Annotated in this window: 15 protein-coding genes; 7 read left to right on the forward strand and 8 right to left on the reverse strand. The window is 67.6% G+C overall.

Features of this window, described 5'->3' with window-relative positions:
- Nucleotides 1-13 precede the first annotated feature (13 nt).
- Together moeZ and BN2156_RS12065 are read right to left on the reverse strand one after the other, a co-directional pair.
- Nucleotides 14-1,192 (reverse strand): adenylyltransferase/sulfurtransferase MoeZ, encoded by a 1,179-nt coding sequence (gene moeZ, locus BN2156_RS12060; RefSeq protein WP_090515816.1) that lies wholly within the window; start codon nt 1,190-1,192, stop codon nt 14-16.
- Nucleotides 1,193-1,376: 184 nt separating this feature from the next.
- Nucleotides 1,377-2,414 (reverse strand): DUF3152 domain-containing protein, encoded by a 1,038-nt coding sequence (locus tag BN2156_RS12065; RefSeq protein WP_090513899.1) that lies wholly within the window; start codon nt 2,412-2,414, stop codon nt 1,377-1,379.
- A gap of 200 nt (nt 2,415-2,614) precedes the next feature.
- Between BN2156_RS12065 and BN2156_RS12070 the strand changes: the two genes are divergently transcribed.
- A complete protein-coding gene (locus tag BN2156_RS12070) occupies nt 2,615-3,271 on the forward strand; it encodes an HTH-type transcriptional activator FasR (RefSeq protein WP_036440029.1) in 657 nt (218 codons plus the stop codon).
- 3 nt (nt 3,272-3,274) lie between these two features.
- Here BN2156_RS12070 and BN2156_RS12075 read toward each other — a convergent pair whose 3' ends face one another.
- Complete coding sequence (locus BN2156_RS12075) at nt 3,275-3,514, reverse strand: DUF3107 domain-containing protein (RefSeq protein WP_044516780.1); 240 nt, start codon at nt 3,512-3,514, stop codon at nt 3,275-3,277.
- A 230-nt stretch (nt 3,515-3,744) separates the two neighbouring features.
- Here BN2156_RS12075 and BN2156_RS30405 point away from each other — a divergent pair, with 230 nt between their 5' ends.
- On the forward strand, nt 3,745-4,533 hold the full coding sequence (locus BN2156_RS30405; protein ID WP_110811024.1) for an MmpS family transport accessory protein: 789 nt from the start codon (nt 3,745-3,747) through the stop codon (nt 4,531-4,533).
- A 52-nt stretch (nt 4,534-4,585) separates the two neighbouring features.
- Here BN2156_RS30405 and BN2156_RS12090 read toward each other — a convergent pair whose 3' ends face one another.
- Nucleotides 4,586-5,284 carry a ferritin-like fold-containing protein gene (locus tag BN2156_RS12090; RefSeq protein WP_090513904.1) on the reverse strand — a complete coding sequence of 233 codons (699 nt, stop codon included), beginning with the start codon at nt 5,282-5,284 and terminating at the stop codon, nt 4,586-4,588.
- A gap of 294 nt (nt 5,285-5,578) precedes the next feature.
- On the opposite strand from BN2156_RS12090, the gene BN2156_RS12095 reads away from it, so the two are divergent.
- Together BN2156_RS12095 and BN2156_RS12100 are read left to right on the forward strand one after the other, a co-directional pair.
- A complete protein-coding gene (locus BN2156_RS12095; RefSeq protein WP_090513907.1) occupies nt 5,579-7,078 on the forward strand; it encodes a DEAD/DEAH box helicase in 1,500 nt (499 codons plus the stop codon).
- Nucleotides 7,079-7,109: 31 nt separating this feature from the next.
- A complete protein-coding gene (locus BN2156_RS12100) occupies nt 7,110-8,348 on the forward strand; it encodes an Rv3212 family protein (protein ID WP_090513909.1) in 1,239 nt (412 codons plus the stop codon).
- Nucleotides 8,349-8,355: 7 nt separating this feature from the next.
- Here BN2156_RS12100 and BN2156_RS12105 read toward each other — a convergent pair whose 3' ends face one another.
- Both BN2156_RS12105 and BN2156_RS12110 read right to left on the reverse strand, forming a co-directional pair.
- Nucleotides 8,356-9,432, reverse strand: coding sequence for a MerR family transcriptional regulator (locus BN2156_RS12105; protein WP_159402835.1), 1,077 nt, complete (start codon nt 9,430-9,432; stop codon nt 8,356-8,358).
- A 58-nt stretch (nt 9,433-9,490) separates the two neighbouring features.
- Nucleotides 9,491-10,318, reverse strand: coding sequence for a ParA family protein (locus BN2156_RS12110; RefSeq protein WP_162490783.1), 828 nt, complete (start codon nt 10,316-10,318; stop codon nt 9,491-9,493).
- A gap of 28 nt (nt 10,319-10,346) precedes the next feature.
- Between BN2156_RS12110 and BN2156_RS12115 the strand changes: the two genes are divergently transcribed.
- The 3 genes from BN2156_RS12115 to BN2156_RS12125 are packed head-to-tail and all read left to right on the forward strand — an operon-like array spanning nt 10,347 to nt 12,528.
- The gene (locus BN2156_RS12115; RefSeq protein ID WP_090513918.1) at nt 10,347-10,958 is read left to right on the forward strand and encodes an acid phosphatase; all 612 of its coding nucleotides are present in this window, start codon (nt 10,347-10,349) and stop codon (nt 10,956-10,958) included.
- Nucleotides 10,959-11,008: 50 nt separating this feature from the next.
- Nucleotides 11,009-12,040 (forward strand): isochorismate synthase, encoded by a 1,032-nt coding sequence (locus BN2156_RS12120; RefSeq protein ID WP_090515818.1) that lies wholly within the window; start codon nt 11,009-11,011, stop codon nt 12,038-12,040.
- Nucleotides 12,037-12,528, forward strand: coding sequence for a GNAT family N-acetyltransferase (locus tag BN2156_RS12125; RefSeq protein ID WP_090513921.1), 492 nt, complete (start codon nt 12,037-12,039; stop codon nt 12,526-12,528). The genes BN2156_RS12120 and BN2156_RS12125 overlap by 4 nt, the downstream gene beginning before the upstream one ends.
- Here the strand turns inward: BN2156_RS12125 and BN2156_RS12130 are convergent.
- Both BN2156_RS12130 and aroQ read right to left on the reverse strand, forming a co-directional pair.
- Entirely contained in the window at nt 12,525-12,902 is a 378-nt protein-coding gene (locus BN2156_RS12130) for a hypothetical protein (protein ID WP_090513924.1), read from the reverse strand. The genes BN2156_RS12125 and BN2156_RS12130 overlap by 4 nt on opposite strands.
- A complete protein-coding gene (aroQ, locus tag BN2156_RS12135) occupies nt 12,899-13,351 on the reverse strand; it encodes a type II 3-dehydroquinate dehydratase (protein ID WP_264035443.1) in 453 nt (150 codons plus the stop codon). Before aroQ ends, BN2156_RS12130 begins: the two co-directional genes overlap by 4 nt.
- Between the last annotated feature and the right edge of the window lie 67 nt (nt 13,352-13,418).

Here is a 13,418-nt window from a genome sequence, read left to right on the forward strand (position 1 = left end):
GGCAAACCAGCCGTCAGTACATCACCATGTCGGGCTCGAGTTGCTTGGCCCAGGCCACAATTCCGCCCTGCAAATGCATCGCATCGGAGAAACCGGCCTTCTTGACGATCGCGAGCACCTCGGCCGAACGAATGCCGGTCTTGCAGTACAGGACCGGTGTCCGGTCGACCGGGAGCTTGGCCAGGGCGTCACCTGACTCGAACGACGGCTTGGGAATGAGCTCGGCGCCCTCGATGTGATTGATATCCCACTCGACCGGTTCGCGGACGTCGATCAGCGCCAACGGTTTCCCGGAGTCGATCAGCTCCTTGAGTTCCCGCGGGGTGATCGTGGAATCGGCCGCGGCGGCGGCCGCTTCGTCCGATACGACGCCACAGAACGCCTCGTAGTCGATCAGCTCGGTGATCTTCGGCGTGGCCGGGTCCTTGCGGATCCGGATGGTCCGGTACGACATCTCCAGGGCGTCGTACACCATGAGCCGGCCCAGCAGCGGTTCGCCGATGCCGGTGATGAGCTTGATGGCCTCGGTACCCATCACCGATGCGATCGAGGCGCACAGGATGCCCAGCACCCCACCCTCGGCGCACGACGGCACCATGCCCGGTGGCGGCGGCTCCGGGTATAGGTCGCGGTAATTGAGGCCCAGCCCGTCGGGGGCGTCCTCCCAGAACACCGACACCTGGCCCTCGAACCGGTAGATCGAGCCCCACACGTAGGGCTTGCCTGCCAGCACCGCAGCATCGTTGACCAGGTAGCGGGTGGCGAAGTTGTCGGTGCCGTCCAGGATCAGGTCGTACTGGCTGAACAGCTCCACTGCGTTGTCGGGTTCCAACCGGAACTCATGCAGGTTGACCGTCACCAGCGGGTTGATCTCCAGCACCGATTCCTTGGCGCTCTGCGCCTTGGACCGGCCGATGTCGGACTGTCCGTGGATGATCTGCCGTTGCAGGTTGGACTCGTCGACGACGTCGAACTCGACGATGCCGATGGTGCCCACCCCGGCCGCGGCCAGGTACAGCAAGGTCGGCGAGCCGAGGCCGCCGGCCCCGATCACCAGCACCTTGGCGTTCTTCAGCCGTTTCTGCCCGATCACACCGACGTCCGGAATGATCAGGTGCCGGCTGTAGCGCGTCACCTCTTCACGCGTCAGCTCTGCGGCCGGCTCAACCAACGGCGGTAACGACACGTCCAAATTCGCGGACACCGTATGTCTCCTCAGTTTTTGGGTCGGTTCATCGTCCCAGCTCCTCGTACCCACAACGGTAATCCGGTGCTCATGCTTCCCGCCGCCGGGCCACCGCGACCGCGCACACGACGCACCCGGGACCAGTCCAGACGTCGGCGCGACGTCACGAAGCGCGCCAGTCCCGGAAAGGTCAGGCGATCGGGTACGGCCAGGGGTTGAACTTGCAGGTCAGTCCGTCGGCCTTGACCGTTTCTGGGTCGAACTTGGCCGCGTCGTCGTTCGAGGTGGAGAACGTCTGCTGCATCATGATCGGCGCCAGCTGCCCGTTGGCCTCACACGCCTCGTGCCGCTGATACCCGATGGCGTGACCAACCTCATGGTTGATCAGGTACTGGCGGTAGGAGCCGATGTCCCCCTGGAAGGGCACCGCACCGCGAACCCAGCGGGCCTCGTTGACGAACACCCGGGGCTGATGCCCGTCGAACGACGGGTTGTAGCAGGACGCCTCGAGTTGGATGTCGTAGCCGCAGCCGTCACGCACCGTCATCGGGGATGTCAGCGACACCCGGAAATCGGGTTCGACGCCACTGGTCTCATCCACGCGGGTGAAGGCGAACAGGCCGTTGTGCGTCCAGCTCTTGGGATTGGCCAGAGTCTCGCTGACCATCCGGGCGAAACCGTCGTCGCCGCCGAAGGCCGTGGTGTCCACCCCGTCCTCGACCTCGACGGTGTAGGTGAAGGATTTCGTGGTGCCCTCACCGATCTTGGGCGTGGTGCCCGGCACGATCCGCCAGGTCCGCGCTCCGGCCTCGGTGAACTGTCCGCCTGCGGGCAGGATCCCGGTCGGCAGGTTCGCGTCGAACTGGGTCAGGCCCTTGGGCGGTGCGCCGATGATCGAGGTGCTGGCCACGTCGATCGTGGGCGGACCCTGCACCGGCCCCTCGTCTTCCTGAGCGGAGTGCGGCGCGCTGGTGCCGGTGATGGTCTGGTAGATCACCACCACGGTCAGCACGATGAGTACCGGCAGCGCGTACGCGCGCCAGCCGTACGTGGATACGAAGCGGCCGATCCACGTCTGCTTTCGCCACTGCTGGTGGTCGTCCCGATTGGATCTGGCTCGTCCTGAATCAGCGGCAATCGGATCTCGCTGAGCGCGTAGCGGCTCCCGCCACTCGTTGCGCAGCGCCGGGACACGGCCACCCCCGCGACGTCCCGGGTCGTAGGTCACCGGACCAGAATGGCACAGACTCCTGTGGATCGGTCCTGAGCGCAGCTATGCCGTGATCTCGCCGGTGTCATTTCGAAACCGATGCCCGTTTCGCGACGACCGCACGACGGAAGTGGCGCGCCACGGTAGTAGTGTCGGTGCGATCAGCGGCTCGGATGAACTTGTCCAAGTGCGCCAGAGCAATACAGATTGAGGACCTGATGAGCGATCTCGCCAACACCGCCGAGAGGAGAGGTGACAAGCCGGCGACCGCTGGTCGACGCGGCAATCGCCTGCCTCGTGATGAGCGGCGCGGACAGCTGTTGGCGGCCGCCAGTGAGGTGTTCGTCGAACGCGGTTACCACGCGGCGGGAATGGACGAGATCGCCGAGCGAGCAGGTGTCAGCAAGCCTGTTCTGTACCAACACTTTTCGTCGAAGCTCGAGCTGTATCTGGCGGTGCTGCAGCGGCACGTCGACAATCTGGTCTCGGGTGTGCGCCAAGCCCTGCGCACCACGACCGACAACCGGCAGCGGTTGCGCGCCGCCGTCGAGGCGTTCTTCGATTTCATCGAGCACGACAGCCAGGGCTACCGGCTGATCTTCGAGAATGACTATGTCAGCGAGCCGCAGGTGGCCGCCCAGGTGAAAGTCGCCACCGAAGCGTGCACCGACGCCGTGTTCGATCTGATCAGCCGCGATTCCGGGCTGGAGGCGCACCGCGCCAGGATGATCGCGGTCGGACTGGTGGCCATCAGCGTCGACTCGGCGCGGTACTGGCTGACCAATGACCGGCCGATCGACCGGAATACGGCCGTGGACGGCACGGTGCAGTTCGCCTGGGGCGGACTGTCACACGTGCCACTCACCCGGTCGTAGATCTCAGGCGGATTCCGCTCCCACTCCGAAACCGACCCGGCGCACATCGGCTGCGCCGATCTCGACGTAGGCAATCCGGCTGTTCTGCACCAGGAATCGCCGTCCCTTCTCATCGGTCAACGCCAGCACTCCCGAATCCTTGGCGAGTGCTTCGGTGACCTGCTGCTCCACCTCGGTGGGTGTCTGCGCGCTGTTGAAGGTCAGCTCGCGCGGGCTGTCCGTGACACCGATTTTGACCTCCACGCTGGACCCTTCTTTCTTTCTCACGTCGTTTGTCGACTTCCCTGAGCAGGCTAGTGGACAGCCGGGGGCGGACGCCGCCAGCGGGTGCGGACATGGGTACGCCGTGCGCGAAACACAGATATCGAACCGAGTCCGGACCGTGACCGACACACCCCGAACTCAACCTCATCTGTCACTTCCGCCTCGATAGCATCAGGGCCGATATTGGACGAGACGACTGGGGCAGCCGCATGACCAGGCACTATTCGCCGTACGACACCACCCCGACCGAGCGCTTCGGGGAGCGCCCGTATGAGCCGAGCGAGTACTCCGGCTATAGCCCCGACTACAAGACCGACTTCTCGACGGGACACGGCACCGGCTACCACACCGACGCCGAGACGGACTACGACGCCGACTACGACGACGAGGTCGTGTTCTACGAGGACCCGATCGACCGGCGCTGGATCTGGGTGGCCGCCGTGGCCGGCGCGATCCTGCTGGTCGCGGTGATCTGCACGGTGGTGATCCTGGGCGGCGGGGACAGCGGTTCGGTGTCGGCCACCCTGACCTCGCCCTCGGCACAGCCGACACAGACCACCCAGCCGGCACAGGACGCCAGCACGAAACCTGTTCCGCCGCGCGCGGCGCCGACCGCGCCGCTGTCACCCGAGACCGTCACCACTGTGACGCCGGCACCCAGCGCCACCGCGGCCCCGGCGCCGGCCGCACCACCGGCGGAGGCGGCCCCTCCCGCGGGCATCGCGACCCCGAACGCCGTCACCTACCGGGTGACCGGCAACCGGCAGCTCATCGACCTGGTGACGATCGTCTACACCGACGCACAGGGCGCGCTGCAGACCGACATCAACGTGGCGCTGCCGTGGGCCAAGACAGTTGTGCTCAACCCGGGCGTGACGCTCAAATCCGTGACCGCGACCAGCGTCGCCGGGCAGCTCAACTGCTCGATCACCGATGCGTCGGGCAACGTGCTCGTCGCACAGGCCAACAACACGATGATCGCCACCTGCACGCAGTAGCGACCGCACCGAGCAGTGACGACTGGGTCTGGCGGGGCCACCCGCCTCGGAGTCAGGCCAGGCCCAGTTCCTGCATCCGGGACTGGTGGGTGTTCTGCAGCCGGCCGAAGAACTCGGCCAGCTGGGTCAGGCCCTCACCGCTGGACATCACCAGGTCGACGAGTTCGTCATGATCGGCCAGCACGAACTGGGCCTGGGTGACGGCCTCGCCGAGGAGGCGACGCGCCCACAGCGCCAGCCGGTGCCGCTGGCGGTCACTGGCCGTCACCGCCGCCCGCACCTCGGCGACCACGAACTGTGAATGCCCGGTCTCGGACAGCACCGCACGCACCACCGTGGCCACCGCCTCGGGCAGGGCGTCGGCGATCTCCAGGTAGAAGTCAGCGGCGAGCGCATCGCCGATGTAGGTCTTGACCAACGCCTCCAGCCAGGTGCTCGGAGTGGTCATCCGGTGATAGTTCTCCAGCGCCGAGGCGTACTTCGTCATCGCCGGAACAACGTCAACTCCCCTGTGCTCCAATGCATCCCGCAACAGCTCGTAGTGGCCCATCTCGGCGGCGGCCATACTCGCCATGTTGATCCGGCCGCGCAGGTTCGGCGCCATGCGCGCCTCTTCGGTCAGCCGGTAGAAGGCGGCGACCTCGCCATAGGCCAGGACCGCGAACAATTCGTTGACCCCCGGATGATCCGCAGTCACGCCCGACTCGACCGGTTCGGAGATCTGTTCCGCGGCAGGCTGAGGCGAATTCATGAGGCCAACTCTAGACGCCGCCGGGGCACCATGATCGTCTGGCAAATCGGCCCAGATCGCGCGACCAGCTACAATGGCAGGTGGTAACGGCTTCGAGCCGACTGTTTCAGCGCCCGAACCGCTACCAGGAAATGTGCGTGCACGCAGTTGGCCCGCCCTGTGAGCTGGGCCCAACGGATCGGCAGCGCCGACGGATATGAACCTTGTCCGGGCGAACCCGACCGTTTCACCGTCGAACTCCGTGTGCGCTGGATGCCCGTGAGGTTTGACAGTGAAAGGCCACCTCCACTCACCATGACGCATGTAAATAAAACGTTTGCCGAACTCGGTGTCCGCGACGAAATCGTCCGCGCATTGAAGGAAACCGGCATTGAGCACCCGTTTGCCATCCAAGAACTGACCCTTCCGCTGGCCCTGGCCGGCGATGACCTGATCGGTCAGGCCCGTACCGGCATGGGCAAGACCTACGCCTTCGGTATCCCGCTGCTGCACCGCATCTCCAGCGACGAGACCCGTCCGCTCAACGGCACTCCTCGCGCCCTGATCGTGGTGCCCACCCGCGAGCTCTGCATTCAGGTCTATGGCGACCTCGCCGGAGCGTCCAAGTACCTGACCACCGGCGACCGGAAATTCTCTGTCACCTCGATCTACGGCGGACGTCCCTACGAGCCCCAGATCGAGGCGCTGCGCAAGGGCGTCGACGTCGTCGTCGGCACTCCGGGCCGTCTGCTCGACCTGGCCCAGCAGGGACACCTGCAGCTGGGGGGCCTGTCCGTGCTGGTGCTCGACGAAGCCGACGAGATGCTGGACCTGGGCTTCCTGCCCGATATCGAGCGCATCCTGCGGCTGACCCCCGACGACCGGCAGTCGATGCTGTTCTCGGCCACCATGCCGGACCCGATCATCACGCTGGCCCGCACCTTCATGAACCAGCCGACCCACATCCGGGCCGAGGCCCCGCACTCGGCGGCCACCCACGACACCACCGAACAGTTCGCCTACCGGGCCCACGCCCTGGACAAGTCGGAGCTGGTGAGCCGGATCCTGCAGGCCGAGGGCCGGGGCGCCACGATGATCTTCACCCGCACCAAGCGCACCGCACAGAAGGTGTCCGACGAACTCGCCGAGCGCGGGTTCAAGGTCGACGCCGTGCACGGCGACCTGGGTCAGGGCGCCCGCGAGAAGGCCCTCAAGTCGTTCCGCACCGGAGCCGTCGACGTGCTGGTCGCCACCGACGTGGCGGCGCGCGGCATCGACATCGACGACGTCACGCACGTCATCAACTACCAGTGCCCCGAGGATGAGCAGGCCTACGTGCACCGCATCGGGCGCACCGGCCGCGCCGGCAAGACCGGCGTCGCGATCACCCTCGTCGACTGGGATGAACTGCCCCGCTGGGAGGCGATCGACAAGGCGCTCAACCTGGGTTGCCCCGAGCCCGCCGAAACCTATTCGAGCTCGCCGCACATCTACGAAGAGCTGGGCATCCCGAGCGATGCCACCGGCCGGATCGGTGAACCGCGCAAGCCCGCGGCCAAGCGCAGTCCCGACGAGAAGCGCATCTCCTCGGCAGACGGCGATCGCCCGGCCAAGGCCAAGACGCGCACCCGTCGGCGTACCCGCGGCGGCCAGTCGGCCACCGGACACCCCGAGGGCACCGCGGCCCCGGCACAGGACAGCGCCGACGCCGCACCGGTCACCGAGGCTGAGGACACCGCAGGCGAGGCATCGACCGCCGGACGTCGACGCCGCCGGCGCCGCCCCCGGAAGACCGAGACCGCAACGGCCGGCTGACGCCGGAAGAAAGACCTGACGGCACCAGTCCATGGTCAAACCCGAACGCCGCACCCGCGGCGACATGGCCGCCGCGGCGGCCATCGTCGCGATCGTCGCGCTGGCGGCCGGCCTGATCTGGTGGACCAGTGATGCACGGGCCACCATCAGCCGGCCTGCCGCATCCCCGGTTCCGTACCTGACCCCGGCTCGCGAGGTCCCGGCCGGCCTGCAACAACTGTGGGTCGCCAACAGCCCGAGAACCACCGAACCCGTGCTGGCAGGCGGCTCCGTGGTGACCGCCGACGGTTCCACCGTCGAAGGCCGTGACCCGGCCACCGGCGCGGTGCTGTGGAGCTATGCCCGCGACCTCGAACTGTGCGGTGTGACGTCGGTGTACCAGTACGCGGTCGCGGTCTACCCGGATGCCCGCGGCTGCGGACAGGTCAGCACCGTCGACGGCAAGACCGGCAGGCGTGGCCCGGCCCGCACCGCCTACGCCGACCCCGAGGTCCGGCTGACCTCCGACGGCTCCACGGTGCTCTCGGCCGGGGACAGTCGCCTCGAACTGTGGCGCTCGGACATGGTCCGGATGCTGTCCTACGGCGCGCTGGACGCGCGCATCAAGCCCGACGTGCCGGCTTCCCCGGTATGCCGGCAGCTGTCCGCGGCGGCGAGCTCCTCGGCGGTGTCGGTGCTGGAATCCTGCCCGAAGAGCAAGTTCATCCGGCTGACCCTGCTGCGCCCGGCCGACGAAGAGGACACCCCCGAGGTGCGCTATGTCGAGCTGCAGGACGTCACCGACGAGGCCGGGGCCCGGGTGGTCGCGGTGTCGGGCACCACGACCGCGGTGTATCTGCCCACCCCGAGACCGATGGTGAACGTCATCGACGAAACCGGGAAGACTCTGGCCAGCCTGCCGCTGGCCAAGCCGGCCGCACCGCAGTCGACCACCTCCCGCGCCGGGGACGTGATCAGCTGGTGGACCGGTGACACGTTGCTGGTGTTCAGCACCACCGGAACCGCCGGCCTTCAGTACAAGTTCACCGTGACGCCGAATACGGACGAGTCCGGACCGCATCTGCCGGTCGGGCCCGCCACGGTGATGGCCGGACAACTCCTGGTTCCGGTCAACGACGGTTACGACGTCTTCGATCAGCAGTCCGGAACCGGGCAGCGCCACATCGCGCTGCCCCGCACGCCCAGCGTGTCACCTGTTGTTCCGGCCGTGGCCGGCGACATCCTGCTCGAGCAGCGCGGCACACAACTGGTGGCCCTCGGGGCGGCGTGACCCCGGCTCAGCCGATGTCGATCACAATCACGGTGGTGTTGTCGCTGCCGCCGGCATCGTTGGCGACCTGAACCAGTCGCCTGGCCGCGACCTCGGGCTCGTCACCCGTGGCGGCGACCGCGATGTCGGCCTCGTCGGCCCCGGCGAACAATCCGTCACTGCTGATCAACAGCCGGTCCCCGGGACGGCAGTCGAGATCGAACAAGTCGGGCCGGATGAACGGCCCGATGCCCAACGCCCGGGTCAGCAGATGCCGGTGCGGGTGGAAGCGGGCCTCCTCCCGGGTGATCTCACCGGCCCGCACCAGCTCCCCCGAGACACTGTGATCGTCGGTGAGCTGGCACATGACGCCATCGCGAATCCGGTTCAGCGGCGAATCGCCGATGTTGACGGCCATGGGGCCGCCCTGCTCGTCGCCGAACATCGCCACCAAGGTCAGCGTGGCGCCCGAACTGGTGCCCGATGCGCTGACGTGCGCGAAGACCTGCTCGTTGGCCTCCTGCACGGCGCCGATCAAGCCGTCGCGGTCAGGTGCGGCGGCGAATCCGGCGGCCAGCGCCTCCAGAGCGATCCGGCTGGCGTGCTCACCGCCCGGCCCGAAACCGTCGGCCACCGCGTACAGAATGCCGTCGGCGAGCAGCGAATCCTGGTTGCTCTCCCGCACCGGCCCCTGATCAGTGGCCGTCGCGGACCGTAACACCGAAGCCATCCAGATCGTCCTCTCGTCACTCCGGCGACCCCCTGCCACCGGAGAAGATTGCGCGAGCAGCGCCCCGCCGGCCATCACGAGGGCCTCACGGCGGTGCGCGTATTCATCATCGAGCGCGATCCGCCAGGCAGCCAGTTGCTGCTCAGTCGGGTCCCGCAGGAATTCGGCGATCTGGGCGACCGGTATCCGGGCTTCGCGGAGCAACCCGACCGTACGGGCCTGAGCAATCTGGCCCCGCGAGTAGTACCGGTACCCGGTGAGCTCATCGACAGCGGCCGGCACCAATGCCCCCGACGTCGCATACGAGCGCAACATCTTCGCCGACAACCCGGTCTGGGCCGCGAACTCCCCGATGCTCAGCAGGTCTTGGTTCATATCGTCAGCATCGGGTCTGCCCATGGGACAAGGTCAAGGCCGAGGCGTCAGGCCCCGCCTACACCACCTCGGGTGCGAAGGTCGGCAGCTTCTTCCCCGACTTCCAGTGTTTGAGCAGTGCCTGGGCCAGCTCGCGGTAAGCCAGACCACCCTTGCTCTTGCGGCCGGCCAGCACCGAGGATCCCGAGGCGCTGGCCTCGGCGAACCGGACGGTGCGCGGAATCGGCGGGGCCAGCACCGGCAGCTCGTATCGATCGGCGACATCCAGCAGCACGTCACGGCTGTGGGTGGTGCGCGAATCGTAGAGCGTGGGCAGCGCGCCCAGCAGCGCCAGCTCGGGATTGGTGATCTGCTGCACGTCGGAGATCGTGCGCAGGAACTGGCCCACGCCGCGGTGTGCCAGGGTTTCGCACTGCAACGGCACGATCACCTCGTTCGCAGCGGTCAGCCCGTTGAGCGTCAGCACCCCCAGCGATGGCGGACAGTCGATGATCACCACGTCGAAATCGGATTCGACCTTCGCCAGGGCCCGCTTGAGCGCGTACTCCCGGCCGGCCCGCATCAACAGCATGGCCTCCGAACCCGCCAGATCGATGTTGGCCGGCAGCAGCGTCATCCCCTCGGCCGTCTCGACCAGGGCCGCCCCCGGCTCGACGTCGCCGAGCAACACCTCGTGCACCGACACCGGCAGCTTGTCCGGGTCATGGCCCAATGAAAACGTCAGACAGCCTTGCGGATCCAGATCGACCAGCAGTACGCGCCGCCCCTGCTCGGCCATCGCCGCGCCCAGCGACGCCACCGTCGTCGTCTTGGCTACCCCACCCTTTTGATTGGCGACCGCTAATACTCGCGTCACACCTTCATCCAAGCACGCTCTCGGCGGCATTGCCGGAACGTGCGGCAGAATCGCCGGTGTGAGCGACCGCCTGCACCGCCTGATCCTGCTCCGCCACGGCGAGACCGAGTGGTCGGCGACCGGCAGGCATACCGGCCGCACCGAACTGGAACTCACCGATACCGGACGCGAACAGGCCGAACTGGCCCGCCCCGCGCTGGCCGAACTGCAGCTGAGCGACCCGCTGGTGATCAGCAGCCCGCGGCGCCGCGCCCTGGTCACCGCCGAACTGGCCGGCCTGCACGTCGACGAGGTCAACCCGCTGCTGTCCGAGTGGGATTACGGCGACTACGAGGGACTGACCACCCCGCAGATCCGCCAGAGTGTGCCCGATTGGTTGGTGTGGACGCACGGCTGCCCCGGAGGCGAGACCGTGGCGCAGGTCAGTGCGCGCGCCGATCAGGCCGTTGCGTTGGCCCTCGAGCACGTGCCCACCCGTGATGTGGTGTTCGTCGGGCACGGGCATTTCTCCCGCGCGATGCTGACCCGGTGGGTGGAACTGCCGGTGGCCGAAGGAATCCGGGTGTCGATGGTGGCTGCGTCGCTCGCAGTCTGCGGCTTCGAGCACGGCGTGCGCCAGATCACCGCGCTCGGTCTGACCGGTCACCCCAACCCGTGCCTGTCGCAGTGAATCCCTCGTTCGTGCTGGCCGGCCCGACCGGCGCCGTCCTGGCCGAGGGCATGCGGGCCGGATTCGCCGACATCGCCCACGCCCAGGAAGCCTTGCGCTCCGGAACACCAATCGTGTTGGGCGCATTGCCATTCGACCTCACCACACCAGCCGCCCTGTATGAGCCCGAGACGGTTCGGGTCACCGAGGCACTACCGGACTGGCAAGTGAGCCCGCCGCCGGCGGTGGTGGGCCGGGAAACCCTGCCGCCGGGACCGGTCCACCGTGCGCGGGTCGCCGAGGCCATCCGGCGACTGCGGGATCCGCAGATCCCGATCGACAAGGTGGTGCTGGCGCGTGCGCTGCGGCTGACCGCGGACTCCCCCTGGGACGTGCGCAGCGTGTTGCGCAGACTCGCCGACGCCGACCCGGCCGCCACCGTCTACCTGGCGGATCTGTCCCCGGCCGGCGGGGCCCACGCCGGCACCGTGCTGGTGGGGGCCAGCCCCGAGTTGCTGGTGGCGCGCGAGGGCGAGCTGGTGATCTGCCAGCCGTTCGCCGGATCGGCACCCCGATCCGCCGATCCGCAGGTCGATGCGGCCAACGCCGCCGCCCTGGCCGCATCGACGAAGAACCGCCATGAGCACCAGCTCGTGGTCGACGTCATGCGCCAGGCGCTGGATCCGCTGTGCGTGGATCTGCAGATCGCCGAGGAACCCCAGTTGCACGGCACCGATGCGCTGTGGCACCTGAGCACCCCTGTCGTGGGACGGCTCCGCGAAAAGACCACCACGGCAATCGATCTGGCGCTGGCACTGCACCCCACCCCGGCGGTCGGCGGCGTCCCGGCCGACCGCGCCGCGGCGCTGATCGGCGAACTGGAGGGCGACCGCGGGTTCTACGCGGGTGCCGTCGGCTGGTGCGACAGTCACGGCGACGGACGCTGGGTGGTCTCGATCCGCTGCGCGGCGTTGTCCGCGGACCGGTACACGGCACTGGCCAATGCCGGCGGCGGTATTGTCGCCGAATCCGATCCAGATGACGAAGTCGACGAGACCACCACGAAATTCAGGACCATCCTGACGGGACTAGGGGCGACATGAGCGAGTTGATCCGCCGGGCACGGCCGGGTGACGAGGTCGAGATCACCGCGATGATTCGCGAGCTGGCCGAGTTCGAACGGGCCTCGGACGAATGCAGCGTGACCGAAACGCAGATGCACACAGCGCTTTTCGGCGACCGACCGGTGGCGTATGCGCACATGGTGGAGATCGACGGACAGATCGCCGCGACCGCGGTGTGGTTCCTGAACTTCTCCACCTGGGACGGCGTGGCCGGACTCTACCTGGAGGACCTCTATGTCCGCCCTGCCTTCCGGCGCCGCGGGCTGGCCCGGAAGCTGTTGTCCACGTTGGCAGGCGAATGCGTCGAGCACGGCTACACCCGGATGACCTGGGCGGTGCTGAACTGGAACGTCAACGCCATCGCGCTGTATGACGCCGTCGGCGGCAAGCCCCAGACCGAGTGGACCACCTACCGGGTGTCCGGCCCCGAGCTTTCGGCGCTCGCCGACGAGAGCCGAAACAGCTAGCCGCGCTTGGTGATCCAGTCGACCGACGATGGACTGAACAGCAGACCCAGCGTCACCAGCGCCAGCAGTCCGACCAGCGCCCCATACACGACGTGGTGCGACGTGATCACGTACCACGCGATGGGCAGCAGCAGGAGATTGGTCAGCACCGCGATCCCCCGGCCCCAGCGCCGCGCGGTGATCAGGGCCCAGCCGCCGGCGAGTACCCCGCCACCGATCAGCACGAACCAGATCGCGGTGCCGTAGCCGCTGACGATGTGCTGGTCGGCACCGGCCACCGCCCGCACCAGCAGGACGACCGCCATGACGAGCGCGGCGATTCCTTCGGCGGCGGTGATGAATCCCGCGTATCGGATGGAGGGAGGCTGGATCACGGCCGGCGCTCCGCGAGGTAGCGCACCGCGTACTCGTATCCCGCCGGGCCCGCCCCGGCGATCACGACCTCGGCGACGGCAGACACATACGAGTGGTGCCGGAACGTTTCCCGCGTGTGGATGTTGCTGAGGTGCACCTCGACCACCGGCAGATCCGCGGCACTGAGCGCATCACGGATGGCCACTGAAGTGTGGCTGTAGGCCGCGGGATTGATGATGATGCCCGTGCAGTCCTGGCGGGCCGCCTGGATGGCATCGACCAGCACGCCCTCGTGGTTGCTCTGCACCGGGCGGACCTCGAAGCCGAACCCGGCCGCCACCTCGGCCACCCGCTGCTCGATCTGAGCCAGCGTGGTGGACCCGTAGATCTCGGGCTGTCGGGTACCGAGCATGTTCAGATTCGGTCCGTTGACGAGCAGTAAACAGGGCTTGCCCGGGCGTGCGGTCACCTCTAGTACGGTACCGGCTGGTCCACCACGTCGAGATCGACGCCAGGGTCGCGATTCGGCAAAATTC

Source organism: Mycolicibacterium neworleansense, assembly GCF_001245615.1.
Classification (GTDB): Bacteria; Actinomycetota; Actinomycetes; order Mycobacteriales; family Mycobacteriaceae; genus Mycobacterium; species Mycobacterium neworleansense.

Excerpts from the sequence above, each read along its gene's own strand:
- BN2156_RS12070 (WP_036440029.1), top strand. The coding sequence starts at position 2,615 with ATGAGCGATCTCGCCAACACCGCCGAGAGGAGAGGTGACAAGCCGGCG.
- BN2156_RS30405 (WP_110811024.1), top strand. The coding sequence starts at position 3,745 with ATGACCAGGCACTATTCGCCGTACGACACCACCCCGACCGAGCGCTTC.
- BN2156_RS12090 (WP_090513904.1), bottom strand. The coding sequence starts at position 5,284 with ATGAATTCGCCTCAGCCTGCCGCGGAACAGATCTCCGAACCGGTCGAG.
- BN2156_RS12095 (WP_090513907.1), top strand. The coding sequence starts at position 5,579 with ATGACGCATGTAAATAAAACGTTTGCCGAACTCGGTGTCCGCGACGAA.
- BN2156_RS12100 (WP_090513909.1), top strand. The coding sequence starts at position 7,110 with ATGGTCAAACCCGAACGCCGCACCCGCGGCGACATGGCCGCCGCGGCG.
- BN2156_RS12105 (WP_159402835.1), bottom strand. The coding sequence starts at position 9,432 with ATGAACCAAGACCTGCTGAGCATCGGGGAGTTCGCGGCCCAGACCGGG.
- BN2156_RS12110 (WP_162490783.1), bottom strand. The coding sequence starts at position 10,318 with ATGCCGCCGAGAGCGTGCTTGGATGAAGGTGTGACGCGAGTATTAGCG.
- BN2156_RS12120 (WP_090515818.1), top strand. The coding sequence starts at position 11,009 with ATGCGGGCCGGATTCGCCGACATCGCCCACGCCCAGGAAGCCTTGCGC.
- BN2156_RS12125 (WP_090513921.1), top strand. The coding sequence starts at position 12,037 with ATGAGCGAGTTGATCCGCCGGGCACGGCCGGGTGACGAGGTCGAGATC.